Source organism: Methylomonas defluvii (assembly GCF_033949435.1).
Classification (GTDB): Bacteria; Pseudomonadota; Gammaproteobacteria; order Methylococcales; family Methylomonadaceae; genus Methylomonas; species Methylomonas defluvii.
Window position 1 is genome coordinate 19560 of sequence record NZ_JAXARY010000012.1, and the last position, 25106, is coordinate 44665.

The 25106-nt window shown below is 50.4% G+C and carries 22 protein-coding genes and 3 tRNA genes; 2 read left to right on the forward strand and 23 right to left on the reverse strand.

From position 1 onward, the window contains the following. Window positions 1–2 precede the first annotated feature (2 nt). The 7 genes from QLH52_RS13650 to QLH52_RS13680 all read right to left on the reverse strand — a co-directional run bounded on the left by QLH52_RS13650 (window position 3) and on the right by QLH52_RS13680 (window position 4494). A complete protein-coding gene (locus tag QLH52_RS13650) occupies window positions 3–491 on the reverse strand; it encodes a hypothetical protein (protein WP_205450603.1) in 489 nt (162 codons plus the stop codon). Further along, entirely contained in the window at window positions 491–1042 is a 552-nt protein-coding gene (locus QLH52_RS13655) for an FMN-binding protein (protein WP_319961948.1), read from the reverse strand. The genes QLH52_RS13650 and QLH52_RS13655 overlap by 1 nt, the downstream gene beginning before the upstream one ends. Window positions 1043–1206: 164 nt before the next feature. Beyond that, entirely contained in the window at window positions 1207–2640 is a 1434-nt protein-coding gene (locus tag QLH52_RS13660) for a porin family protein (RefSeq protein WP_319961949.1), read from the reverse strand. 128 nt (window positions 2641–2768) lie between these two features. Next, entirely contained in the window at window positions 2769–3026 is a 258-nt protein-coding gene (locus QLH52_RS13665) for a GIY-YIG nuclease family protein (protein ID WP_084153191.1), read from the reverse strand. A gap of 7 nt (window positions 3027–3033) precedes the next feature. Further along, a complete protein-coding gene (locus tag QLH52_RS13670) occupies window positions 3034–3315 on the reverse strand; it encodes a hypothetical protein (protein ID WP_319961950.1) in 282 nt (93 codons plus the stop codon). 23 nt (window positions 3316–3338) lie between these two features. Then, window positions 3339–3779: a ribonuclease HI gene (rnhA, locus tag QLH52_RS13675; RefSeq protein WP_101055429.1), complete on the reverse strand. Its 441-nt coding sequence runs from the start codon at window positions 3777–3779 to the stop codon at window positions 3339–3341. Next, on the reverse strand, window positions 3772–4494 hold the full coding sequence (locus tag QLH52_RS13680; RefSeq protein WP_319961951.1) for a class I SAM-dependent methyltransferase: 723 nt from the start codon (window positions 4492–4494) through the stop codon (window positions 3772–3774). The genes rnhA and QLH52_RS13680 overlap by 8 nt, the downstream gene beginning before the upstream one ends. 85 nt (window positions 4495–4579) lie before the next feature. On the opposite strand from QLH52_RS13680, the gene QLH52_RS13685 reads away from it, so the two are divergent. After that, complete coding sequence (locus QLH52_RS13685; RefSeq protein ID WP_319961952.1) at window positions 4580–6178, forward strand: LysM peptidoglycan-binding domain-containing protein; 1599 nt, start codon at window positions 4580–4582, stop codon at window positions 6176–6178. 274 nt (window positions 6179–6452) lie between these two features. Here the strand turns inward: QLH52_RS13685 and QLH52_RS13690 are convergent. The 5 genes from QLH52_RS13690 to QLH52_RS13710 form a co-directional block, all read right to left on the reverse strand. Further along, window positions 6453–6528, reverse strand: a tRNA-Glu gene (locus QLH52_RS13690). 65 nt (window positions 6529–6593) lie between these two features. After that, window positions 6594–6669 (reverse strand) — tRNA-Glu (locus tag QLH52_RS13695). 21 nt (window positions 6670–6690) lie between these two features. Further along, a tRNA-Ala gene (locus QLH52_RS13700) sits at window positions 6691–6766 on the reverse strand. 41 nt (window positions 6767–6807) lie between these two features. Beyond that, window positions 6808–8214, reverse strand: a complete 1407-nt coding sequence (gltX, locus tag QLH52_RS13705) for a glutamate--tRNA ligase (RefSeq protein WP_319961953.1) — start codon at window positions 8212–8214, stop codon at window positions 6808–6810. A gap of 7 nt (window positions 8215–8221) precedes the next feature. Next, window positions 8222–8665, reverse strand: a complete 444-nt coding sequence (locus QLH52_RS13710; RefSeq protein ID WP_319961954.1) for a tetratricopeptide repeat protein — start codon at window positions 8663–8665, stop codon at window positions 8222–8224. Window positions 8666–8833: 168 nt separating this feature from the next. Here QLH52_RS13710 and QLH52_RS13715 point away from each other — a divergent pair, with 168 nt between their 5' ends. Beyond that, window positions 8834–10018, forward strand: a complete 1185-nt coding sequence (locus tag QLH52_RS13715) for an OmpA family protein (protein ID WP_319961955.1) — start codon at window positions 8834–8836, stop codon at window positions 10016–10018. Between the two features lie 188 nt (window positions 10019–10206). On the opposite strand, the gene dnaE is transcribed toward QLH52_RS13715, so the two are convergent. The 11 genes from dnaE to QLH52_RS13770 form a co-directional block, all read right to left on the reverse strand. Then, window positions 10207–13695, reverse strand: coding sequence for a DNA polymerase III subunit alpha (gene dnaE / locus QLH52_RS13720; protein ID WP_319961956.1), 3489 nt, complete (start codon window positions 13693–13695; stop codon window positions 10207–10209). A 6-nt stretch (window positions 13696–13701) separates the two neighbouring features. Continuing rightward, window positions 13702–14292, reverse strand: a complete 591-nt coding sequence (rnhB, locus tag QLH52_RS13725; protein WP_101055413.1) for a ribonuclease HII — start codon at window positions 14290–14292, stop codon at window positions 13702–13704. Beyond that, on the reverse strand, window positions 14267–15037 hold the full coding sequence (gene lpxA / locus QLH52_RS13730; protein ID WP_033155209.1) for an acyl-ACP--UDP-N-acetylglucosamine O-acyltransferase: 771 nt from the start codon (window positions 15035–15037) through the stop codon (window positions 14267–14269). Before lpxA ends, rnhB begins: the two co-directional genes overlap by 26 nt. Further along, window positions 15038–15487 carry a 3-hydroxyacyl-ACP dehydratase FabZ gene (gene fabZ / locus QLH52_RS13735; RefSeq protein ID WP_026604275.1) on the reverse strand — a complete coding sequence of 150 codons (450 nt, stop codon included), beginning with the start codon at window positions 15485–15487 and terminating at the stop codon, window positions 15038–15040. 105 nt (window positions 15488–15592) lie between these two features. Continuing rightward, window positions 15593–16093: an OmpH/Skp family outer membrane protein gene (locus QLH52_RS13740; RefSeq protein WP_020485707.1), complete on the reverse strand. Its 501-nt coding sequence runs from the start codon at window positions 16091–16093 to the stop codon at window positions 15593–15595. An 83-nt stretch (window positions 16094–16176) separates the two neighbouring features. Next, window positions 16177–18513 carry an outer membrane protein assembly factor BamA gene (gene bamA, locus QLH52_RS13745; RefSeq protein ID WP_425257495.1) on the reverse strand — a complete coding sequence of 779 codons (2337 nt, stop codon included), beginning with the start codon at window positions 18511–18513 and terminating at the stop codon, window positions 16177–16179. Window positions 18514–18716: 203 nt separating this feature from the next. Further along, a complete protein-coding gene (locus QLH52_RS13750; protein ID WP_319961957.1) occupies window positions 18717–20015 on the reverse strand; it encodes an NAD(P)/FAD-dependent oxidoreductase in 1299 nt (432 codons plus the stop codon). Next, entirely contained in the window at window positions 20015–20311 is a 297-nt protein-coding gene (locus tag QLH52_RS13755) for a c-type cytochrome (protein WP_051669598.1), read from the reverse strand. The genes QLH52_RS13750 and QLH52_RS13755 overlap by 1 nt, the downstream gene beginning before the upstream one ends. A gap of 5 nt (window positions 20312–20316) precedes the next feature. Further along, a complete protein-coding gene (rlmB, locus tag QLH52_RS13760) occupies window positions 20317–21060 on the reverse strand; it encodes a 23S rRNA (guanosine(2251)-2'-O)-methyltransferase RlmB (RefSeq protein WP_033155213.1) in 744 nt (247 codons plus the stop codon). Continuing rightward, on the reverse strand, window positions 21057–23381 hold the full coding sequence (rnr, locus tag QLH52_RS13765; RefSeq protein WP_319961958.1) for a ribonuclease R: 2325 nt from the start codon (window positions 23379–23381) through the stop codon (window positions 21057–21059). The genes rlmB and rnr overlap by 4 nt, the downstream gene beginning before the upstream one ends. A gap of 62 nt (window positions 23382–23443) precedes the next feature. After that, window positions 23444–25036 (reverse strand): hypothetical protein, encoded by a 1593-nt coding sequence (locus QLH52_RS13770; RefSeq protein WP_033155215.1) that lies wholly within the window; start codon window positions 25034–25036, stop codon window positions 23444–23446. Window positions 25037–25106 lie beyond the last annotated feature (70 nt).

Below are 25106 nucleotides of genomic sequence, written 5' to 3' on the forward strand. Positions count from 1 at the left end.
TTTTAACGCAGTTGCCGGCGCGATTCAATCAACGACAAACTGACTATTACAATCAGCAGGAACAAGGATGTTTCAAGTAATAAAAACGCGGCTATTTTGAAATAAGCAAAAGCCGGATCGACATAACGCACCAACCAACCCGCCGCTTCATCGGCAATTGCTGCGGCATAAACGATTGCGCTGATCCAGACTTTCATCAGCGTCGGCAACGAGGTCATCAGCATCAGATGCGTCAGCGTCAATACCAACATACCCATAGCAAACAAATGAAAATGACTGACTTCCAGTAGGCTTTGATAGCTTTTCGGCTCGTTAAACTCTTGCTCGTTACCCAAATAGTAAGAAACGACCGACTCCGGGGTGAGATTCATTTTATGGAAGTACATCAGACCATTGCTGATCCACAATAAGGCCACATAGGCCAAGAACATCAAGATCAAAGTATTGATCAACAGCTGGCGATTTTGCTCACCGGTTACAAAGAAACGCATTATTTGGTCTTGTTTTGGATGAGAACTTGATAAATCGCCAATACCTTGCGCGCGCTGTTAATTGCGGCTCGGGTGCTGAGCGTTGCCCCCGCCACACCCTGTATATCCTGATTCAGGCTCAACTCTTCGATGGAATGATTAGCCAGCAAGGCCATCCAGCGTTCCGGCGGTTGATATTCCGGCGGCTCATGAAACGCCAGCGTATGAACGTTACGCAATTTGCCATCCGGCGTAAGCACCACCAACAAGGTTTCCGGTTTGGTTCTAACAGTGTGGGCCTCAATCGCGGCATAGCCGATCACTGCACCTTGCTTCTTACCCACATAAAAACTAAACAGATTGGATTCCAGCTTGACCTTCGCAAGCTGTTCGATCTGCGCTACTTCCTCCGGCGTCGGAAACAACGATTGCATTTCCACAGTAGCGTCGTCGCCGAAGGCCAGCTTCATCGCTTCGTCCTTACTGTAAAACACAGCGGCGGCAAGGTTTGCGCTCGTTAAACAAAAAACCAGCAGCGTCAGCATAAGCCGACGAGTTTTTGAAATCAGCATGAGTGGGAAAAATCCAGGGAGTGAACAATACGGCGGCTATGATAGAGACCGGCAAACAATTTGCCAAGCCGATACGCGCATAAGCAATTTATGCGGCTGCATTATATAACGATGTACCCCGCCGTATGAAACGGCGGGGCTTAACACGCAACTTGACAGCCGCTTTAGAAAATAAAGCCCACACCCAAGTTGAAATCGTCCGGAGACGTGCCCGATTTTTGGGTGAAATTACGGTAATCGGCCTTTATCACGACATTGGGAATGGGTTTGTAGTTGAGGCCGACTTGGTAGATTTCGACATCCCTGGTCAAATCGTCTCGACAAATGGCGTTTGCGCATGTCGAAGCAGTAGCAACAGTATCCATACGCTCGTAACGTACGAAAGGAGCCAAATATTGGGTTGTATCGTGCGCAAAGTGCGGCAATATGTCGTAACCAACCTCACTGTACCAACCATAGTTTTCTTCACCGATACTTTTAGCATTGGCGACACTCAGCAAGGCTGCATCGCCGATATGCCCCCAGGAACCCAAGGTACGAAATTCCAGGCCACGGTATTTCCATTGCAGATGGGCTTCGTAAAGTTGCGTTGCTACTTCGAGTTGCCGCCCGTTATACAGCTGATTCTGCCCGGAATTACCGACATACGCCGAGCCGCCCACCATGACGCCAGGCAACATCGGCGGCGCATAGTCCACGCGACCGACATAAGCCAAATCTTCCGCCAACGCCTGTCCTCCTGATTGCCGGCCGCTTCGAATGCCGTCAGCGCCAAAATTCTTAGCGTTCATACCGTTAACCACATAGGTTGTGTAGGTCAGACCCGGCAACAATTCACCGAATAACCCCACACCGTTTTCACGCCAAGTGCTGGGAATAATGCGTCTTTCGACTTCCGGGCGATTGTTACCGAAGAAAAACGGCGGCTCATGTATCTGGTTGATAAAGCCCATCGGCATTAACACCATCCCGGCCCGGACGTTGACCAGCGGGTCGATGAAGAAATCCAAGGAGGCCATTTCAACGGAGACAGTGCCCGTGCTACCCGATCCGTTATTACCGGTCGAGGTATGTTCGAACTCTATTTCACTGTTGAACAGTATGCTGTCAGTGAACTTATAACCAGCGTAAATGACTAGTCGTTCGAAATCTGTATTGTCCGGATTATTGACGGTGCCGGTTGCCGCATTACGCCCACCCTGATCATCAACTCGCGCCTGATAATTGGCCTCACCATAGCCACCTAAGGACAGACCCTTGCCTACTTGATACACCTTCGAGGCGGCAGGACCTAAACCGTATGCACTTTTGTATTCAACTTTTTCCGGCACCACCAACTCGGTACGCAGCTTTTCCACTTCTTCCGTCAATACATTGGTTTTACGCTCCAAATTGCTGACTTCACCGGTGGGCGCCTTTTGCGCGACCGCTTCCAGCTTTTTGGTCATGCTGTCAATCTGCTGCTGCTGAGCCTGAATGATCTTCCACATTTCATCCATGGTCTGCGGCTTTTCGGCGGGAATACCTGCAGCGTTTACCCCGGCACTGACGACAATCGCCGAAATCGCGGCGCTAAGTTTTGAGTTTAATGGCTTCATATCGGTCTCCAAGAATTTGAGACTCGAGTATAAAACCCCTACAACAACTAATGCAAATCATTCTCAAATCTATCCGCATTACGAAAAATAACTATCCCTAAAATATTGACTCCCATCCAATTCGGCCGCTATAAGCAGCTACACATTGCGATAAGATGAAGTTTTTCAGTACGTTTCATTTTTTTGATGAACACTTCCCTTCTTGAGGCAGAAACACGATCATGTCCCGCTTCGACAAACACCAATTGCCGAGGTTGACGGCTTCTAAAGTATTTGGCTCCTTTTTGCATCAGATGCTGGCGGAAACGTCTTTCAACATCGGTACTGATTCCGGTATACAGACTACCGTCATCACACTGAATGATATACACCGACCAATTCGACACTGGCGCACTATTCAGAGTCGGCGGATTTATTCAACCAACCATTCAACAAAACCGCTACCAATACGCCAAACCCGATATAGGCATAGCGAACGATGAAGATCAGCGCGGCACTTTGGCTGTGACTTGCAGCATCTTTGACACTTGGCGTGATAGCCAAAGTCCAGAGCAGCGCCGCCAAAAAATAGACCACCACACCCGACACCGCCCATGACACAGCCGGACGACCCGAGCGTGCCGCCGTGTTGTAAAACCAAATGCCGACTAACGCAGCAGCTATCGAACCTAACATGTATTTTCCTGATTTTAAGTGATTTATCGGCGAGACAAGCGCTCGATTCCCAGATTGGCCAACTGATCGGCACGCTCGTTACCGACATCCCCGGCATGTCCCTTCACCCATATCCAATCGATGTTGTGACGCTGGATAGCAGCATCCAAACGCCGCCATAAATCTTCGTTTTTCACTGGTTTATTTGCCGCGGTTTTCCATGCCCGCTTTTTCCAATTAGCCATCCATTCGGTAATACCTTGCAAAACATATTTAGAGTCAGTGTGCAATTTGACGCTACACGGTTTTGTTAGTGTTTCCAGAGCCTGTATTGCGGCCACTAATTCCATCCGGTTATTCGTCGTTTCAGGTTCACCGCCGCATAGCTCCTTTTCTTTATTTCGGTATTCCAAGCGCACGCCCCAACCTCCTGGCCCAGGGTTGCCCTTGCATGCACCATCCGTATAAATAATGACTTCAGTCATGGCCCACATTTCTATGTAAGTTCGATTTCAATCCCAATCCAACCGCAGCTAAATTGCTGCGGCGTTGCTGAGCCGCAGTCAAAGGAATCAATGTGTATTGCCTTTTCACCGCCTTAATGCCGTAAGCCATCGCAAACAAAGACGCAAAGCTGAACTCGAATTTACCGTGAGCAATGGTGTAACTGTCTAATCCAAACTCGGCAGTGGTTAGCAATTCGAAATTCATCAGTTTCAACCAATCCAAAACCCGAGCTTTGGTAATCAAATGCGCCCGCCAGGATTCCGCGAGCTTCCAGTCCCATAAAAACTGAAAACGTACCGACATACTGAACGGATTGAAATTCAACATGACCAATTCGCCACCCGGTTTTAACACGCGATTGACTTCGCGTAGGGTTTGAAATCGACGCGCATCGAACTCCAAAATGTGCGGAAGTATGACTAAATCCATCGATTCAGTTTGAATAGGCAAGTTAAATGCCTTAGCAGTCACCTTCAACGCGCCAGCATCACCCAAGGCCTTGCCGTCCAGAATTAGATAATTCTTATACAAGGAAAAATCGACGAACTCATTTTCCCAACCTAAGCCACCGATCTGGAGTTGTTGTTGTTTACAACTCACCGTTATTGATCTTCGCAGATAGTTGGCCTCCATGGTTTGCAGTAGCTTACCCCTTGGGGTTTGGTACAACGCAAACAGAAATTGTCTCTTCATTTAACCGCCGCTAAGGGTATGTTTTTTTGGCTATTTTAGAAAGCCATGCTAGGATCTAATTTTTTTATTTTAGCGAGTTCAGACAATGCCCCGCTCAATTTCCAAAAAATCAGGCCGTCATCTGTCTTATCTACTACCTATTTTGCTGGCAACCGGTTGTAGTCAACATGCGCAAAAAGACCATCTAAGCCAATCATCGACTAGCAAGTTTTCCGTATTTACCCGGAATGGCAATGCCGGAAAAATCCATAACAAGCAGGTAGAAGCAAAAGAGCACGCCACCATCTGGGACCGGATGCTGTCTCTTTACGCCTTACCGGAAATCGATAATGCCAGAATCGACCGCGAAGTAAACTGGTATCTTAGAAACCCTGAATATCTGACCAGAGTACAACAACGCGCCGAGCCTTATTTATACTTCATCCTCAATGAAATCGAAGCGAAAAACATCCCCGGAGAACTGGCGCTGTTACCTGCGGTTGAGAGCGCTTTCAGACCTGATGCAATGTCGCCAGCTCAAGCATCCGGTCTTTGGCAGTTCATTCCGCCGACCGGGCGTCTTTACGGGTTGAAGCAGAATAGCTGGTATGACGCGCGACGCGATGTGGTGCAATCGACTCAGGCAGCCACTACCTTTCTGAAAGAACTGAGCGAGACTTTCAATAACGATTGGTTACTGGCGCTCGCTTCATACAACGCCGGCAAAGGCAATATCAAAAACGCCGTAGATAGAAACATCGAACGAGGACAGCCTACCGACTTCTGGTCACTGGATTTAAACAACGAGACCTCAGCTTACGTACCCAGGCTGCTGGCAATCGCCAAAATCTTTGCAAACCCGGAAAAATATAACGTCAATCTGCATCAATTCGCCAACCAGCCTTACTTTGAATTGGTCGACGTAAAATCGCAGCTTGACCTGGGTAAAGCGGCGGAAATGGCGCAAACACCGCTGGACGACTTCTTAAAGCTCAATCCCGGCTACAACCGCTGGAGCACCGACCCGAACGGTGCGCAGCACCTGCTAATTCCTGTAAGCAAAGCCGATTCCTTTAAAGAGAGACTCGCTGAACTGCCACACGAAGAAAGAATCAAGTGGGAACACCATACAGTTGGCAAGAAAGAGACGCTAAAAAGCATAGCCAGCAAACACAGTACCAGTGTCGAAGAGATTATTAATGTCAATCATCTTGACGACGATACGGTTGCCCAAGGCACAATCCTGCTAATTCCAGTGTCTTATCATTCACAGAAAGGCGAACCAACCACATCGGCTGTTGCCGCAGTGTCACAACAATCCACACCAACCCCCGCCCAATCAAGCAAACAGCAATATACGGTTAAGAAAGGCGATACCTTATGGGATGTCTCTCAACGTTTTTCTGTTGATAAAGACGATATCGTGAGTTGGAATAAATTACCCAAGAAAGCGACTCTGAAACCCGGTCAAAAACTGACTATCAAGAAAACCAGCAGCAGTATAACCGTGGCATCTACCGCGCCTTCCGTCAAGCAAATCAGCTACACAGTCAAACCCGGCGATACCTTGGCGCAGATCTCCAAAAAATTTAACGTTAACGTCACCGAGCTCCGCAAATGGAATAACGTTCCCAAAAACAAGGCGGACATCAAACCGGGCTCTAAGCTAAAAGTGATGATTGAAGCCGGCCATCCGTCTACCTAAAGCTTCAGACAACAAATACGTAAGTTCAATATGGATCTAAGACACTAGATCTTTCTCATCGCCGCAAGAGTAAACTTAAATAAGCGATTTAGGTTTACTCTTATGCTTCGCGAGATCAAACCGCCCCAGTAAAGCGATCAGCATAGGAGACGCTAGTCGCCACATCACCACAGAAATACTGATTGGACTTAAAATATTGAATTAAAACAGACGATATAGAAAACTTTGCACGGCATTATTTCCGCTGCGCAAGAGCTATAACTTTAAGAATTGATGGCGTCCCCACGGGGGTTCGAACCCCGGTTACCGCCGTGAAAGGGCGGTGTCCTAGGCCACTAGACGATGGGGACTAAGACTATTTTTTCAGAATGACTTCTTCAACAAGAAGTGCCGGTTTAACCGACTTTAGCCAAGTTGGCGTCCCCACGGGGGTTCGAACCCCGGTTACCGCCGTGAAAGGGCGGTGTCCTAGGCCACTAGACGATGGGGACTCAGGACTAAATCAACTACTTTGGTGGAGCCAAGGAGGATCGAACTCCTGACCTCTTGCATGCCATGCAAGCGCTCTCCCAGCTGAGCTATGGCCCCGTAGTTGAGTCCTCGTATTATACGGGTTTTCAGAGCTTTGTCTAGGAATTTTCTACATTCTTTATGTATCTGATCGCTCGCTCTATTCTGTGCAAGGTTTTCTCTCTGCCCAATAGCGCTAAAGTCAGGTCAATAGCCGGCGATACGCCGCTGCCGCAAACCGCTACACGCAAGGGCTGCGCAACCTTACCCAGATTAAGTTGCAACTGCTCCGCGCTATCCAATACTACTTGATGAAGACCTGATGCTTCCCATTCGCCGATAGCGCTAAACTGCACCAGTAAATGTTGCAATACATCGTCCACGCCCGCTTTGAAATTCTTTTTCGCGGCTTTTTCTTCGTAAGCGTCGAATTCCTTGTAAAAGTATTCGCTCTCGGCGGCCATATCCACCAGAGTTTTGCATCGCTCGCGCTGCGCTTTAACCACATCCGCCAGCGCCGGGCCGCTGGTCGGATCGATACCACGCTCCCCCATATGCCAAGCCAAGTGCCTAGCAACATGTGCCGGATCACCATTCATAATGTACTGGTGATTCAACCACACCAACTTCTCGGTATTGAACGTGGACGCGGAAACATTGACTTTTTCCAACTCGAACAGCGCCACCATTTCTTGCAAGGAAAACAATTCCTGATCACCGTGCGACCAACCCAAGCGCACCAGATAGTTCAACAAAGCCTCGGGTAAATACCCGTCATTGCGATATTGCATCACGCTGACCGCGCCATGGCGTTTGGACAATCTTGCACCGTCGGAACCTAAAATCATCGGCACATGCGCATACACAGGCAATTGCGCACCCAAGGCTTTCAGAATATTAATCTGCCTGGGCGTATTGTTAACATGATCGTCACCGCGTATTACATGAGTAACTCCCATATCCATATCGTCGACTACTACCGTCAGGTTATAGGTCGGCGTACCATCGGAACGGGCAATAATCAGATCATCCAGCTCCTTGTTGGCAACGACGATGCGGCCTTTCACCAAGTCATCGATGATAACCTCACCCTGCTCCGGATTCTTAAAGCGCACCACCCGCTCGCCTTGCGGATTTTCAACGCCATGCCGGCACTTGCCGTTGTAACGCGGCTTTTCCTTGTTGGCCATTTGCTGCTCGCGCAAAGCTTCCAACTCTTCGCGACTGCAGTAGCAATAATAGGCATCGCCCTGCGCCAACAATTGCTGAATGACTTCTTTGTATCGATCAAAACGATGCGTCTGATAGAACGGACCCTCGTCATATTCCAAGCCTAACCAAGTCATGCCTTCCAGAATGGCATTCACCGACTCCTGGCTGGAACGTTCAAGATCGGTGTCCTCGATTCGCAAAATAAATTTGCCACCGTGTTTGCGCGCATACAACCACGAAAACAGAGCGGTCCTGGCACCGCCAACATGTAAATAACCGGTGGGACTGGGGGCAAAGCGGGTTCTAATACTCATCGTCAATTTATTTAGTTGTTAAAAATTTCTTGGCATATTCGCCGGGAATGGAGCGAGAGGCGTTTAAACGCATCGCCTGATAATTAAATTGCACGCTGCCTTTCGCTGCATCGTTTCTGCCCAGAATCGCCAGCGAGGTGGCATGTCCTTGTTTAGCGGCTTTTTCGTACCAATCGGTAGCCTTATCTCTGTCGCTATTCACACCCATGCCTCGATCATACATCGCACCCATGACCACCTGAGCATCAAGCAAACCTTGATTCGCTGCCTTTTCCATCCACTCCGCGGCCTTGTGCTCGTCCTTCTCGAAACCTTCTCGGCCCAGTAAATACAGCGATGCCAACTTGGCTTGAGCCTGCGCATTCCCCTGCTCAGCCATTTCTTTCACACTGTCAGCCTTTACCGCACTGGCAAGTAAAAACATCGCACAGAAAATTAAAATCTTGCCCATTACATTCTCCAAGGAAGCCTAAGGATTAAAAACAAACCGGCATTATTTCACGGCGCCCGGCTAAGATGAACGCACTATTTAAAAATAAGGGATTGATGTTAGACTTAAGACACCAAGGCGGTACGCTAGGCCTTGTCGATGCAGAACAATAACCTGGAGAATCAATACATGAAAAGAAACCTTTTATTCACGGCCACTCTGGCCGGAGCGCTGCTTTCCGGTTGCGCGACGCAGTCGAGCAATAATTTCCAGGCTTTCCAGCCTGAAGACCTTAACGCGCTGGTTAAATCCGGAAAACTGGTACAAAAAACCAACAGCTTTTTCGTGATTAATGATTCGTCTTCATCCATGAGCCGTACCTATGTAAATTCTGCGGATTACAGCGGCACCAAGCTGGATGTCGAAAAAAATCTGCTCAATAAGTTTAACAAATCCATTCCGGTTATGCCGCTGACATCCGGTTTGCGCAGCTTCGGTTTTGGCCCATGCCTGTCTTGGGGCTCAACTTATCTCAACCAAGCCGTGCAAAATTACACTCAGGCCGGTTTCGAAACTGCAATTACCTCTCTACAATGCTCTAGCGGCGGCACCCCACTGGCCACGGCGCTAAGCGAGTCCGGCAAAGACATCACCTCTGCTCCCGGCAATATTGCCTTAATCGTTTTAAGCGACGGTATCGAGGAAGTCTCGCCGCTACCTACTGCCGAAGCGCTTAAATCCCAATACGGAGACAAGCTATGCATTTACACAGTCTGGGTCGGTAATGACCAAGATGTGGCCGGGCAAGCGGTGCTGCAAGACCTCGCCAATGCATCGGGTTGCGGATTCTCCACTACTGCCGAAGCGATCACCAGCGCCAAAGGCATGAGCGATTTCGTTAAAAACGTCTTCTTGAAAGCAGGCACACCCAAAGTGGCCGATTGCTCAACCCAAGACGACGACACAGACGGCGTAAGCAACTGTGCCGATAAATGCCCTGACACTCCTAAAGGCGCTATCGTCGATAAAGACGGTTGCTGGGCGTTCCGCGGCCTACTGTTCGATTTCGACAAATCCGACGTCAAAGCCAAATACGGCCCGCTGATCCAAAACGCCGTGGAAGTCATGAAAATGAACCCTGGTTTGACCATAGAGATTCAGGGCCACACCGATAGTTACGGTAAAGATGCTTACAACCAAAAGCTTTCCGAGCGCAGAGCCAATGCAGTTAAAGCCGAGCTGATCAAACAAGGCGTGGAAGGCAAACGCCTGACAGCGGTTGGCTTCGGCGAGTCCAAACCCGTCGATACCAATGAAACTGACGAGGGCCGTGCCTACAACCGCCGTGTCGAATACAAACGTACCGACCGCTAAACGATAAGCTTCCAGCTTAACGAAACCAGGGAGGCCCAGGCCTCCCTTTTTTATGTCCAGATCAATCAAATGGGCTCAGCATCGTTCGCGCTTGTTGCGGTCCGTAAACTCAATACACACTCGATGTGTGCATTTAGCCGAACCCCGCCTATCCCCGCTCCCAGAAATACAATGCGTCAAACGCCAGTTCAATATCTGACCAGCACCGTTTCGCTAGACAGCAAGCGCCGCAGGCGGATCAGGAGTTCATCGCTCGGGCGCACGCGCCAGTCGTCGCCCAATTGCAGGGTCGCTTTGTCGGTGCCAGTGCGGTACTCGATTTGGATTGGACATTGACCGCCGCAGAATGGCGTCAGCGTGGCCTGTAGGCTTGCCAGCCAACCGGACGGCAGGCCGCTATTGGCCAGATCTATCGTCAACGTAATGCCGCGGGCATATAACTCACGCGCTTCTTCCATACTGTAGAGCTTCTCGGCAGTCATCCTAAGACTGTTGGTAAAGTCGTCCATTGCCAATGAACCTTCGGCAATCAGAATCGTGTCTTTGCTGAGCAGGTTACGGTATTTGTCGTATATATTGCTGAAGGCCGCCACTTCCAGCCGGCCGGTACGGTCGTCCAGCGTTGCAAAGCCCATCATCTTGCCCTGCTTGGTTTGCCGGGTACGCATTTCCACGATCAGGCCGGCAACACGCGCTTCCATTTTACCTCTGGACCGGCCGGCATCGACTTCCAGACTGGCGAGCGAGCCGTGGGTGATATGTTTTAATTCCGGCAGATATTCGGCGATGGGATGGCCGGTCAGAAACAGACCCAAAGTCTGCTTTTCCGCTTCCAGCTTTTCTTTTTCGGTCCAAGGTTCAACCACGGTGGAATAAGCTTCCGCCTCACCGTCGCTGACTTCCACTTGTACCGCCAAACCGAATAGATCATTTTGACCGGCCAGCGCCATTTTTCCGTGTTGCTCGGCCACTCGCAAGGCAGTGGTCAATTCAGCGAGATGCGCCGCACGATTAGGATCGATGGTATCCAGCGCTCCGGCTCTGATCAATGCTTCCAAAACCCGGCGATTGACCTTGCGCAAATCGACGCGCTTGCACAGATCGTACAAACCCGCAAACGCGCCGTTGGCAGCCCGTTCTTTTAATAGATCTTCAATCGCATTTTCGCCGACACCCTTGATCGCGCCTATACCGTAAACAATCTGACCCTGGTCGTTTACCGTAAAACGAAAATCGGAAACATTAATGTCCGGCGGGCAGATCTCTAGCTTCATTTCCCGGCATTCGTCGATCAACACCACCACCTTATCGGTGTTATCCATATCCGACGACATCACCGCCGCCATGAACGCGGCCGGATAATGCGCCTTCAACCAGGCGGTCTGATACGCAACCAAAGCGTAAGCCGCTGAATGCGATTTGTTGAAACCGTAGCCGGCAAATTTCTCCATCAGGTCGAAAACATAAGTCGCGATCGCGGCATCGATCTGGTTCGCTACCGCTCCCGACATGAATTTTTCCCGCTCCTTGGCCATTTCCTCCGGCTTTTTCTTACCCATCGCCCGCCGCAACATATCGGCGCCACCCAAGGTGTAACTGGCCAATTCCCGGGCAATCTGCATTACCTGCTCCTGGTACAGAATAACGCCGTTGGTGGGCTTTAGAATCGGTTCCAGTAATGGATGCGCGTATTCAGCCTTGGCACCGTGTTTGACGTTGATGTAATCGTCAACCATGCCCGATTCCAAGGGGCCCGGACGGAATAATGCCACCAGCGCGATGATGTCATCGAAGCAATCCGGCTTCAACTTTTTGATCAGCTCCTTCATACCGCGCGATTCCAGCTGAAATACGGCGGTGGTCTGAGCGTTTTTTAATAATTCATAGCTGGGCAGATCATCACGGGGAATTTGGGAAATATCGACCGGCTCTTCGCCGCGTTGGGCGCGCTGGCGATTGATGGTTTGCAGCGCCCAATCAATGATCGTCAAGGTTCGCAAACCCAGGAAGTCGAATTTAACCAAGCCAACCGCTTCGACATCGTCCTTATCAAACTGCGTGACCAGATTGCCGCCGCCCTGCTCACAATACAAGGGGCTGAAATCGGTAAGCTTGGTCGGCGAAATCACCACGCCGCCGGCGTGTTTACCCGCATTCCGGGAGATGCCTTCCAGCGAACGCGCCATATCGATCAGCGCTTTGACCTCTTCCTCGGTATCGTACAAGGCCTTCAATTCGGCACTGTCTTGCAAGGCCTTATCCAGTGTCATGCCGATCTCAAAGGGAATCAATTTTGCCAGCCTGTCCACAAAACCGTAGGCGTGCCCCATCACCCTGCCCACGTCGCGAATCACGGCCTTAGCGGCCATCGAGCCGTAGGTGATAATCTGTGACACGTGATCACGGCCATAGTGACGAGCGACGTAATCGATCACTTCGTCGCGGCGTTCCATGCAAAAGTCGATATCGAAATCCGGCATCGACACCCGCTCAGGATTCAAAAACCGTTCGAACAGCAAATCGAATTCGATCGGATCAAGGTCGGTAATCTTCAATGCATACGCCACCAAGGAACCGGCACCCGATCCTCGCCCCGGCCCGACCGGTATCGCATTGTTCTTGGCCCACTGAATAAAGTCGGCAACAATCATGAAATAGCCGGGAAAACCCATCTGGGTGATCACGTTCAGTTCAACTTCCAAACGCTCGTCATAGACTTTGCGATTTTCCGCGAAGCTGCCCTTGCCTACCGGCGGGTATTGAACGAGTCGTTCTTCCAGGCCCTGGCGCGAAGCATGCTTGAAATAGTCGTCCAGCGTCATACCTTCGGGGACCGGAAAATCGGGCAAATAGTTTTCGCCCAATGTCAGCTCGACATTACAGCGTTTGGCGATTTCCACGCTATTGACCAAAGCCTCCGGAATATCGGCAAACAATTCGGCCATTTCCTCGGCAGTACGTAAATATTGCTGAGCGGTATAGTTTTTTGGCCGGCGGCTGTCGTCCAGCACCCGCCCCTGATGGATACAGACCCGTACTTCATGCGCGTCGAAATCGTTTTTACTGATAAAACGCACGTCGTTGGTGGCAACAACCGGCAAATCCAATTCGGCAGCCAAATCCGCCGCTAATTTGATGTAACGCTCTTCGTCGGTTTTACCGAGCCGCTGCAATTCCAGGTAAAAACTGTTTGGAAACAAATCCCGCCAATATTCGGCACAACGTTTGGCTTGCTCGGCATTTTCCGCCAACAAAGCCTGACCGACGTCACCATCCATCGCTCCCGATAACACAATCAAACCCTCATGATTCTCGGCAATCCAGTCTTTGTGCAGCATCGGTATCCCTTGGTGCTGCCCTTCCTGGTAGCCTCGGGAAATCAGCTCGGTCAACGTCACATAGCCTTTCTGATTGCGCGCCAACATGGTCAGGCGAAACGGCGAGGCCGGCTCGTCAGGATTGAAAATCAGCGCATCGGCGCCGATCAAGGGTTTGATGCCGGCGCCTTGTGCGGCTTTATAGAATTTAACCAGCGAGAACAAATTGCTTTGTTCGGTAATCGCCGCGGCCGGCATTTGATACTCAGCCAGTTTCTTTACCAAGGGCTTGATTCTGACGATACCGTCAACCAGGGAGAACTCAGTATGAATACGAAGATGAACAAAACTCGGCGTCATGGCTGTTTAAACAAGATACTTTTTAACAGGAGCAAACGATTTTCGATGCTGCGGGCTAATCCCAAGCTGTTGTAAAGCCGCTAAATGCTGCTGGGTAGGATAGCCTTTGTGGATAGCAAAAGCATAACCGGGATACAGCCTATCCAGCGTCTGCATTTCCTCATCGCGGGCGACTTTGGCTAGGATCGAGGCGGCGGAAATTTCCGCAACCAGCAAATCGCCTTGTACGATAGCTTCTCCCGGTATATCCAATACCGGTAGCCGATTGCCGTCCACCTTGACCCCATCGGGGCGATAGGCCAATTGCGACACCGCCCGCTGCATCGCCACCATCGTCGCTTGTAAGATGTTGATAGTGTCGATTTCGCTCGCTTCGGCGCGAGCAACGGCCCAGCACAAGGCATTGGCCGTGATTTGCTCGGCCAGCAGCTTGCGTTTCTTTTCGGTAAGTTTTTTGGAATCTGTTAAACCCGAGATAGGTCTGAGTGGATCGAGAATCACCGCAGCGGCAACCACCGGCCCGACTATGCAGCCGCGGCCAACTTCGTCGATACCGGCTATGCGTGGGGGGTTATCGGAGGATACCGCGTGTGACATTACGTAGAAAGCTGACCATATTGGAAAGTTCGTTGCTTTCGCCGGCCATATCTTCCATTTCTTCGATGGCGTCTTCCAGACGCAGATTGTTTTTATAGAGGATTTTATAGGCTTTGCGAATCTGCCGAATCACTTCCGGCGGCACGCCGTTACGCTCCATACCCACCGAATTGATGCCGTGCGGCCGAGTGGGCCTGCCACCAACCATCACATACGGCGGAATATCCTGAGTGATTGCACTACCCATCGCCGAAAAACTGTATTCGCCGATTTTGGTAAATTGATGCACCAAGGTAAAACCGCCCAAAATAGCATGATCACCCAAATGCACATGCCCGGCAATCGAGGCGCCATTCGCCATGATCACATGATCGCCAATTTCGCAATCGTGCGCCACGTGGGTGTAAGCCATGAACAAATTATCGCTGCCGATCAACGTCAATCCTCGATCTTGCTGCGTGCCACGGTGCATCGTACAAAATTCGCGTATTACATTGCGGTCGCCGATTTCCAGACGGGTGATTTCATCGGCGTACTTTTTATCTTGCGGGTCTTCGCCTATCGAGGTGAATTGGTAGATCGTATTATCCTTGCCGATGGCGGTAGGACCTTTAATCACCACATGCGGCCCGATCTCGGTACCTGAATCTATCTGCACATCCGGACCAATAACCGAAAACGGACCGACTTTAACGTCATCGGCCAATTCTGCATTAATATGTACAACCGCTCTGGGATCTATCATTTAAGCCTCTGCGGCCACAGCCGCACACATGATTTGCGCACTGGCGGCCAGTTCACCATCTACTTCCGCACGGCAATCGAAGGACCAGAGGTGACGCTTGTGTTTGATGTAAGTCACTTCCAGGCGCAATTGGTCACCGGGAACAACTTGCTTTTTGAAGCGGGCGTTATCGATGCCCGCCAAGTAATAAATCGTGCCTTTGCCCAATTGATCGTTGCTTTGCGACGTCAGTAGCGCAGTAGCTTGCGCTAGGGCTTCCATGATCAACACACCAGGCATAATAGGTTGACTCGGAAAATGGCCTTGAAAAAACGGCTCGTTAAAGGTCACGTTTTTCACAGCCAACAAACGCACGCCCGGCTCGCATTCAAGCACCCTGTCTACCAGCAAGAAAGGATAGCGATGTGGCAAGAGTTCCTGAATTTGTAAAATATCGAGTGTGCCGGCCATGAGTATTCTGTGCGAAATGAGGGGAAGCGGGAAGTTCGCTTAGACCAGGAACTCCCCAACTTAAGTGCTGCATGCTCCCTCAATCAGGAAGCATCGGGGAAAATCTTATTGCGACAAGTTTTCCAGTTTTTGCTGAACGCGGCTGGTAACATCAATTTGATCGTTGGCGTAAATAACACCGTCGGTCAGCAACAGATCAAAAGACTCTTCTTTGGCTAACGCTCTTACTGCTTCTACGATGCGTTTTTGCAGATTGCCCAACTCTTCGTTTCTACGCATGTTGAAATCTTCGCTGAACTCTTGTTGCGCACGAGCGGCGTCGCGTTTTTTATCCAGAATGTCTTTTTCGATTCTATGACGTTCTTCTTCGCCCATTACCGCAGTGTCACGGCCTAACTTCTCTTCCAGCGATTTGATTTCTTTTTGCTGAGAAACCAGCGCTTTGTCTCTTGGTGAAAATTCAGTTTCCAAGCGAGTTTTTGCTTTGGCGGCTTGTGGCGCTTTTTCCAAAACCTTCGCCACATTGACAAAACCGATTTTCAGCTCTGCGTGACTCACGCCAGCAAAAATCATCAGCATTAGAAACAAAGAAATTCTATTTTTCATGGTCAAAACCATCTCCGGTTAATTTTTTTGAGTTTAAGACAGAACGCAAAAGCGATTATAGGGCAAAACAGGCTCAAACTAAACTAAAATCCCGAGCCGAAGGTGAACTGGAAGGCTTGAGTTCTGTCGGTACTTTCCGAATTTAGGGGCTGGGCAACACTCACTGCCAAGGCACCAAATGGCGACAACCATTCCCCAGACAAGCCCACCGAATAGCGGAAATACTTGCGCAAATCGCCGGAATTAAGTCCAGGGGCCAGCGTGCCGGCGTCAACAAACGAGCCAATCCTAACCGATTTCATATCGCTTAAGAACGGCACAGGGAAAAACAGCTCGGCCTTGCCAATCAGCTTGGTGGAGCCCCCGATGGGTCGATTGTAGGTATTGGCGGTATTGATTTCGTTTTGGTCAATGACACCCAAGGTATTTTGCATAAAACCGCGAACGTCACCGGTACCACCGGCAAAATAGTTTTCAAAAAACGGCAAGCCGGAACTACCACCGTAGCTACCGCCATGCGCCACCTCACCTAACAAGCGGAAGGTAAAGTCGTTGGACAAGGGAAAATAATGCTGATGCTTATAGCCGACTTTGAAATATTCCAAATCACTACCGGGTACGGTAATCAATCCGGAAAGCCTTTGCTGACCACCGCTATGTGCGAATGTGGCTCTGTCTAAAGTATCGTGAGTCCAGCCCGCAGAAGTTGACAACGTATCAAAGCTTTTCGACCGGATTGCAGAAATGTCGTCGCCCTTTTTAAACCCTAGGAATTTTAGAATCGTGTCCGAAGACAAGGTGGTGTTTTCGATCTCGGTACGCTTTAGATCAATATCAAAACCGATTCTGTCGAACTCGTTCAACGGGATACCAAAGTTGATACCGGCGTTTGTAATGGTTGTATTGTAAGCCGCCAAGTTAGCCGCGTAGGCATTTCGAGAGGTGTAACCAAGGTTGTAGCCCATCGCCACGCCATCCAACGTGTAATAAGGATCTGAAAAGCCCAGGTTGTAACGTGTCAAAATACTGCTGTTGTTGAACGCGAAATCCACCCGCTTACCGGTACCGAAGATATTGTCTTGCGACACGTTGGCGTTAAAGATAATTCCTTGCACCTGGGAATAACCGACACCGGCCTGCAAGTTACCGGAGGCTTTCTCCTTGATCGTGTAATTGACGTCGATCTGATCGGCCGAACCGACCACAGGCGGCGTTTCCACGCCCACTTCCTCAAAATAACCCAATCTATCCAGACGGGTCTTGGTCCGTTCAATCTTGCTGCTGGCCGCCCAACTGGACTCCATTTGCCGGGCTTCCCGGCGAATCACTTCGTCACGGGTCTTGGTGTTACCTTTGACGTTGATGCGCCGCACATACACACGCTTGCCCGGATCAACAAAAAAGGTCATCGCCACGGTTTTTTGCTGCTCGTTAATCTCCGGCACCATATTCACGTTGGCAAAGGTATAACCTTCGTCACCCAGGCGATCAGAAATGGATTTGGAGGTTTCCGTAGCGTTCTTCCGGGAGAAAATCTCGCCTGGGCCAACCTTAACCAACTTGATCAACTCTTCAGGCGGCACGATCAATTCACCGGACAATTTGACCTTTTCCAAGGTGTACACGTCGCCTTCCTTGACGTTGATGGTGATGTAAATTTCCTTCTTATCGGCCGTAATATCAACCTGAGTGGATTCAATGGAGAAATTGATATAACCGCGATCCAGATAAAATGAACGCAGCTTTTCCAAATCAGCAGACAGCTTTTGTTTGGAATATTGGTCGTCTTTGGAATAAAAAGACAGGAAGTTGGTGGTGCTTAATTCGAACTCTTTCCGCAAGACATCGTTAGCAAAGGATTTGCTGCCGACGATATTGATTTGCTTGATCTTGGCAACCCGGCCCTCGGAAATATCGATATGAATGCCGACCCGGTTGCGCGTCAATTCCGAAACTTCGGTTTTAATTTTCAGGCCGTATTTACCATGGCTGAAATATTGCCGCCTTAGCTCTTGTTCGACCTTGTCCAGGATTTGCTTGTTGTAAACCTTGCCTTCCGCCAAGCCGATTTTTTTCAAGGCTTCGGTCAAATCTTCCTTTTTAATGTCTTTGTTGCCTTCGATAACCACTTTCGCTACCGAAGGCCGCTCGACCACATTCACCACCAGCGTGCCACCATCGCGTTCCAGCGATATATCCTTGAAAAATCCGGTATTGAATAAAGCCCTGATCGCCGCGGCTTGCTTGTCTTCGGAAAAGGTTTCGCCAACATTAACCGGCAAATAGTTGTAGACGGTACCGGCGGAAATTCTTTGTAAGCCCTTAACCTGAATATCCTCAACTACAAAGCTGCTTGCATGAGCGGCCTTGCCGGACAGCATACTCAGCAACAGTATTTGTAATAGTGGGTTTTTCTTCACGCAGTCAACCATGGAAAATGAACAGGCGCGATTGTAACACGCTGTTTTCGGATTCCCGCGCCTTCAATGGTAAATACTCGTAAATACTGGCCGAAAAATTGCTTTCTTATTCAGTTTCAATTGCAAGGAAAAACAATTCAAAAAAAATTACAAAAATCCAATGCAAGCTATTGAAATAAAATATTTTTGATCAAAACATCAAGTTAACCAAACGTATCGGCAATCAAGTTCCGATAAACGGCTCGCGTGTAATCCGCTTCCGCAGCGGCAACTTGGGCATCGACTCGCGCACTTACTCCACCGGCGCCTTTCACCGAAGCAATCGCATCGGCTGCATCCAGCTTGTAAACACCGGCCACGGAGATACCGTGGTCAGGCGCGATTAGGCTATAGCAGGTATTCAGCCAATGTGCTTCGGGGACTGGGGTCTGATTAAGCAAGCTCGTCACCGCCAGCGCACACGCTTTAGCTTCGGAATTAGCGGCAAAAGCAGACTTAGGGATAGGTGCATAATGCGCAGCGTCGCCAATGACATGGATAAAGTCGTCAAATAACGATTGGCCGGTCAGCGGCCGAACCGGACACCAACCGGTGCTATCGGCCAAGCCCTGCTGCAAAGCGATATGCGCAGCCGTTTGCGGCGGAATGATGTTCAACACGTCGCCTCGGAATCGGTCGCCGAATTCGCTAGTTAACACCCTATTCGGCTTATCCAGTTCAAGTAAAGGATTATCTGCCAAGCTATGCCACTCGATCAGGCTATTGGCGGTGCCGTAACCGTAATGCTTAGTCCAGCCGGCTTCGAATAGAGCCTGCTTGGAAAAGCTGCGTTTGGCATCGAGGATGAGTATTTTCGAACGCGGTTTATGCTTTTTCAGCCAATACGCCATCATACTGGCTCGCTCGTAAGGGCCAGGCGGACATCGATAAGGATCGGCAGGCACCGCTAGTAACACTACCCCACCGTCCGGCATCGCTTGCAGTTGCCGCGCCAGCATTAAGGTCTGCGGACCGGCCTGCCAGGCATGCGGAAATTGCTCCGCGGCGGCCTGATCGTAACCAGCCATCGTATCCCAACGAAAATCGATGCCGGGCGACATGATTAACCTGTCATAGCTCACACTCTGCCCGCCGGCCAATCGCAATCGCCGTTGCCCAGCATCTAAACTGCTGACGCGATCAATTAACAGTTTGATTCCATATTTGTCTTGCAAAGCCTGGTAATCGACCGTCAACTGGTCGAGGCCCGCCAAACCGGCAAACAGCCAATTACTGCCGGGGCAAGTGATATATTTGGCTTTAGGTTCGATCAGCGTGACTTGAATATTCGCATCCAGCAAGCGCAGATATTTCGCCGCCGTCGCACCGCCAAAGCCACCACCGACCACTACGACATGCGCTTTGGCACCCGAAAAGAACGGCAATCCGCCACAACCGCTAAGAACACCAGCCCCAACTCCGGCAAAGCCTTGTAAAAAACGTCTGCGGGATAATCCGGTCATTAATGGCGACTCAAATACTCGGCAACCGCCGCCAGCTCGGTGTCGCTGTAACCTTTAGCCAAACGCGGCATCAATGTGGCCGGCCTTTTGTCGTATTTAAAATCCAGCAAGGCCTGCTGGATCTGCTGAGCGGATAAATTTTTTAGCGAAGGGATTGAGCTTTGGGCATCTAAGTTTGAATCGGTGTGACAATTCCAGCAATTAAAGGCCATTGCTCTCGCATCGATTTCAGCATAAGCCATCGAGCTCAATGCGCTGGCAAGCAACGCCGCCGAAACATAGCCCATGCGCTTCATGCCGCTTAAGCAAGCAGTTTCTGCCGAAACACTTCGTACAACAATACGCCAGCAGCCACCGATACGTTCAGGCTTTCCACCTGTCCAGCCATAGGAATTTTCACCAGAAAATCGCAATGCTGACGGGTCAGATGGCGCATGCCAGTACCTTCCGTACCCATCACCACCGCCAAAGGCATATCGAGTTCCATCTGAAACACAGTTTGTTCAGCTTCGCCGGCCGCGCCCATGATCCAGATATTCTGCTCTTTCAACCAGCGCAGAACTCTGGCCAGATTGGTGACCTGATACACCGGCACCGTTTCCGCTGCACCGCTGGCTACTTTACAAACCGTCGGCGTGATACCGGCGGCATTGTCTTTAGTGACGATCACGCCATGCGCACCCACGGCATCCGCGGTACGCAGACAAGCGCCGAGATTGTGCGGATCTTGCACTTGATCCAGCACCAGATAAAACGGCGTCTGGGTTAGCGCTTCAACGTCTTGTTTGAGCTGGTCTTCGCTGCGCATCGCCGGCAATTCCACGGCCACCACAATCCCTTGATGATTTTTGCCGTCGGCCATCTTTTCCAGCTTTTTACGCTCGGTTTTTTCCGGATTGATTCCCAGCTTGACGAGATCGTCTATCACTTGCTTCAGGCGCACATCCTGGCGTTGACTATCCACCCAGGCTCGGCGAATTTTCTGCGGTGAATAATCCAGCGCGGCTTGCACCGCGTGAATACCAAACAATTGGGTTAAATTCATGAGCGACGGCGTTTTTTGGCTTTTGGCTTACTTGAGGATTTTTTATCTTTATTCGACTTCGTCGCTTTAGCGCTGGCTTCGGCTTTTTTGCGGCCCGAAGAGGATTTGGTCTTAGCGATTTTTTTACCTGATTGTAGCAACTCAAAATCGATTTTCTTGTCGTCCAGATTAACCCGCACCACGCGAATTTTCACCATATCGCCCAAGCGGTAACGTACGCCGGTACGCTCGCCGTACAACTGATGTTTACTGGCGTCGAAGGCAAAATAATCCTGTACCAGGGAGGCGATATGCACCAAGCCTTCCACGTAAATCGATTGCAATTCAACGAAAAAGCCAAAACCGGTCACGGCGGAAATCACGCCGTCGAACTCTTCGCCGATCTTGTCCATCATGTATTCGCATTTCAGCCAGCTCACCACATCGCGGGTGGCGTCGTCGGCTCGGCGCTCGTTCGCCGAACAATGCTCACCCAACAACACCATGTCAGGATGCGTGTAATAAAAACTATCAACCGACTTACCGGCCAGACAATGCCTGATCGCCCTATGCACCAGCAAATCAGGATAGCGCCGGATCGGCGAAGTAAAGTGCGCATAGGCATCCAGCGCCAAGCCAAAATGGCCTTTGGTTTCCGGGCTGTAAACGGCTTGCGACATGGAGCGCAGCAAAATCGTCTGAATCAAATGCGCGTCGGGACGTTCCTTTACCGACTCCAGCAGATGCATGTAATCCAATGGCGTGGGTTGAGCCTTACCACCCAGAAATAAACCCAGTTCGCCTAGAAAGGTTTTCAGTGCCAGTAATTTTTCCGGGCCGGGGCCATCGTGGATCCGCAGCAGGCGCGGCATTTTTTTCTTGTTCAGAAACTTCGCCGCTGCCGTGTTGGCGGTAATCATAAATTCTTCGATCAGCTTATGGGCATCGTTGCGCTGCAAAGGCACGATTTCAGCGATTTTGCGCTCCGGCCCAAAGACGATTTTGGTCTCCTGGGTGTCGAAATCCATCGCCCCGCGCAACTCGCGCTGCTTACGCATCACCTTGTACAAGTCGTACAGAGTCTGTAAATGTGGCAGCAAAGCGGCGTATTTTTTTGCCAGCTTCTGATCGCCATCCACCAGCATTTTTGCTACGTCGGTATAGGTCAAACGCGCATGGGAGCGCATCACAGCTTCAAAAAACCGGGAACGCAGGACATTACCTTCTTCGTTGATCAGTAATTCGCAGACCATGCATAAACGATCCACTTCCGGGTTCAACGAACACAATCCGTTAGACAGTATCTCCGGCAGCATCGGAATGACTTTTTCCGGAAAATATACAGAAGTACTGCGGTTTTTGGCTTCGGCATCCAAGGCCGTATCGACTTTTACATAATGTGAGACGTCGGCAATCGCTACCAATAATTTCCAGCCTTTCGGGGTTTTTTGCGCGTAGACAGCATCGTCGAAATCCCGGGCATCTTCGCCGTCTATGGTGACCAAGGGCAACTTGCGAATATCTTCCCTGCCCTGCTTGGCGGACTCGGGCACTTGCGGCGTGAGTTCCTTGATTTCTTCCAGTAACTGGTCCGGCCACTGATTGGGCAAATCGTGAGAGCGAATCGCCATTTCGATTTCCATGCCCGGCGCCATATGCGCGCCCAGTACTTCGATGATGCGGCCCAAGGGCTGGCAATGCTGGCTAGGTTGCTGAATTATCTCTGCGACCACGATCTGGCCTTGTTTGGCATGGCCGACGTCTTCCTTGGCAATCAGTACTTCGTGGGCAATCTTTTTGTTATCCGGCACCACATAAGCCACGCGGCCCTCGGTAAAAAACCGACCGACCACTTGATGCGTATTGCGTTCGCTGATTTCAATCACTGCCGCTTCGCGACGGCCGCGTCTATCAATGCCGGCCACGCGCGCGATGACTCGGTCATTAGGCATCAGCGGCTTCATTTCCCGCGGCGACAAAAACAGGTCTTCGCTACCGTCATCGGGTTTCAAGAAACCGAAGCCTTCCGGATGGCCAAGCACCCGTCCGGCGATAGTGTTGCCGCCGGAGCCCAAGCAATATTTTTGCCGGCTGTTAAAACTTAACTGGCCGTCGCGCTCCATGGCGCGCAGCCTGCGGCGCAGCGCCTCCAGGGCATCAGGTGTTTCCAGGGCAAATTGTTGGGCGATTTGTTGGCGGCGTAGCGGCTTGCCGGCTTCTTGAATAAGCTGGAGAATCAGCTCGCGACTGGGGATGGGATTCTCGTATTTTTCGGCCTCACGCTGGGCGTGCGGATCGACGAGGGCGTTAAAATCAGATGTCTGATCGGTATTTGCTGTCATTGAGTCTGTTTGCTGGGTTCTGCCGCCTGTTCCCTGTCGGAACCGGGCGGCAATCGTCTTTGTTATATAAAATCATAGCCTTTCTTCTTGTTCTGCGTGGGAACGACGTCGTCCAGAATACGCCGGCATTCGAACTGCCAATAGCCCAAGCCGATATTTCTACGGCCGTTCAAAATAATGGGAAAATTCTCATGCCCCATGAACATTCGCAATAAATCGCCGTCTTTCAAGCGAAAAGAATCCATGATGATAAAGCTCTTTTCGCCTTCATTATCTCTTATGCCATAGATCAAGGCTTTCTTGCGCTCCGCATCGGTATCCGCCTCCAGCGCCTGATAAGCCACAGGGAAAGCTTGCGCGGCGATGACCATCACCTCGAATATCAGCTTGGAATCCTGCTTGGGGAGCAGTATTTTGCAAACCACGCCGAGCGAACGTTGTTGCGGCATCGCGTCTATCTTACGAAAACTCACCAAGCTACCGATAGACAGCACGCCTTCCTTGTGGAAATTACAGGACAATGCGCGTTCGGAGTCAGTCTCGGCCCGTATTTCCAGACCGGTTTCCAGACCGGGTCTACCGGTTTCCAATAGATCATAGGTCGTTTCCAAACCAATAGCCACATATCTATCCAGCCTATCGGCAAAATAGACCGTCCCTTGCGGCTCCTTCCCTTGCCAGCGCTGCATCAGATAGTCGAACAGTTCCGCCGAGAGCTTTTGATGATTATTCTTATCGACTTCCAGCGAACTAAAACGCGCCTCCTCCTTGCTGCACAGTTTGTCCGCCTGTTTGATGACTTTACCCAACTTGGTCAGATTCAGGTAAAGCATGGCCGAATCCGACCGGCGATCCGTCTGTGTGCCGCCGAGCAAAAAAGCCGGCGGCAGGTCTTCGTCCATTAAAATCGCGCATTGCACGGCTTGTTCGGCTACCGGTTTGGTTTCGATTTGCAGAAAATCGCTGATTTTCTCGAGAAACTCATAAACCAGTTGAAACTCTTTCTGCATCAAGCCGGATGGATAAGCCAAACTTAACAGCAATATTTGTTTATAGCTGTCTTCGACTGACGACAGTTTACTGAATATACCGCCCTGGTCGGCCACCTTGGAGCCCGCCTTATCCAACTTCACGGCGAGTTTATACAACGAGTGCAAATCGATCCAGATCCAATCCGGCACCGGATAGCTCATCATGTAGTGACTTATCACGATGCGGCTCAAGCCCCGGATAGTCCGCTGTATCGCCAAGGCCGTGGATTTACCCTGCAACCAACCAATTTCTCGGCGGGTCAAATCCTTGACCACACTCCAATAGCCGATGGTAAATTGTCTTTCGATTGCACAGGCCAAGCCGAATATTTTTTTTTCGCTTTCGCCCTTTGGGAAACCGAACTTGATTAACCGCGAGCGCAAATAATCGTCGATCAAGTAGAAGCTGTCTCTGAGTAACTCCAATGCATGCAAGCGCTTTGCCGCCGGCATTTCCACCGAAATTAATTCACCTAACAACTCGTAAAACAAACGGGCGGCCAGACCGGGATTGGCAGTCGGCAGTTCCGTAATCCATTGCCGTAGCGCATCGTCGGTAAACGACGCCGACAATTGGGGATCATTTTTTTGCTGGGGTATGACCAGAAAAAACGAGTTTTTCACAGAGCATCCATTATTGATGAACGTGCTGCGAATCGCTCACTATTCAGGATGACATCCCAATAGGCGACAA

What these genes read in the sequence shown, in the direction of transcription:
- QLH52_RS13650 (WP_205450603.1), bottom strand. Translation starts at nt 491, where the DNA reads ATGCGTTTCTTTGTAACCGGTGAGCAAAATCGCCAGCTGTTGATCAAT.
- QLH52_RS13655 (WP_319961948.1), bottom strand. Translation starts at nt 1,042, where the DNA reads ATGCTGATTTCAAAAACTCGTCGGCTTATGCTGACGCTGCTGGTTTTT.
- QLH52_RS13660 (WP_319961949.1), bottom strand. Translation starts at nt 2,640, where the DNA reads ATGAAGCCATTAAACTCAAAACTTAGCGCCGCGATTTCGGCGATTGTC.
- QLH52_RS13670 (WP_319961950.1), bottom strand. Translation starts at nt 3,315, where the DNA reads ATGTTAGGTTCGATAGCTGCTGCGTTAGTCGGCATTTGGTTTTACAAC.
- rnhA (WP_101055429.1), bottom strand. Translation starts at nt 3,779, where the DNA reads ATGACTGAAGTCATTATTTATACGGATGGTGCATGCAAGGGCAACCCT.
- QLH52_RS13680 (WP_319961951.1), bottom strand. Translation starts at nt 4,494, where the DNA reads ATGAAGAGACAATTTCTGTTTGCGTTGTACCAAACCCCAAGGGGTAAG.
- QLH52_RS13685 (WP_319961952.1), top strand. Translation starts at nt 4,580, where the DNA reads ATGCCCCGCTCAATTTCCAAAAAATCAGGCCGTCATCTGTCTTATCTA.
- gltX (WP_319961953.1), bottom strand. Translation starts at nt 8,214, where the DNA reads ATGAGTATTAGAACCCGCTTTGCCCCCAGTCCCACCGGTTATTTACAT.
- QLH52_RS13710 (WP_319961954.1), bottom strand. Translation starts at nt 8,665, where the DNA reads ATGGGCAAGATTTTAATTTTCTGTGCGATGTTTTTACTTGCCAGTGCG.
- QLH52_RS13715 (WP_319961955.1), top strand. Translation starts at nt 8,834, where the DNA reads ATGAAAAGAAACCTTTTATTCACGGCCACTCTGGCCGGAGCGCTGCTT.
- dnaE (WP_319961956.1), bottom strand. Translation starts at nt 13,695, where the DNA reads ATGACGCCGAGTTTTGTTCATCTTCGTATTCATACTGAGTTCTCCCTG.
- rnhB (WP_101055413.1), bottom strand. Translation starts at nt 14,292, where the DNA reads ATGTCACACGCGGTATCCTCCGATAACCCCCCACGCATAGCCGGTATC.
- lpxA (WP_033155209.1), bottom strand. Translation starts at nt 15,037, where the DNA reads ATGATAGATCCCAGAGCGGTTGTACATATTAATGCAGAATTGGCCGAT.
- fabZ (WP_026604275.1), bottom strand. Translation starts at nt 15,487, where the DNA reads ATGGCCGGCACACTCGATATTTTACAAATTCAGGAACTCTTGCCACAT.
- QLH52_RS13740 (WP_020485707.1), bottom strand. Translation starts at nt 16,093, where the DNA reads ATGAAAAATAGAATTTCTTTGTTTCTAATGCTGATGATTTTTGCTGGC.
- QLH52_RS13750 (WP_319961957.1), bottom strand. Translation starts at nt 20,015, where the DNA reads ATGACCGGATTATCCCGCAGACGTTTTTTACAAGGCTTTGCCGGAGTT.
- QLH52_RS13755 (WP_051669598.1), bottom strand. Translation starts at nt 20,311, where the DNA reads ATGAAGCGCATGGGCTATGTTTCGGCGGCGTTGCTTGCCAGCGCATTG.
- rlmB (WP_033155213.1), bottom strand. Translation starts at nt 21,060, where the DNA reads ATGAATTTAACCCAATTGTTTGGTATTCACGCGGTGCAAGCCGCGCTG.
- rnr (WP_319961958.1), bottom strand. Translation starts at nt 23,381, where the DNA reads ATGACAGCAAATACCGATCAGACATCTGATTTTAACGCCCTCGTCGAT.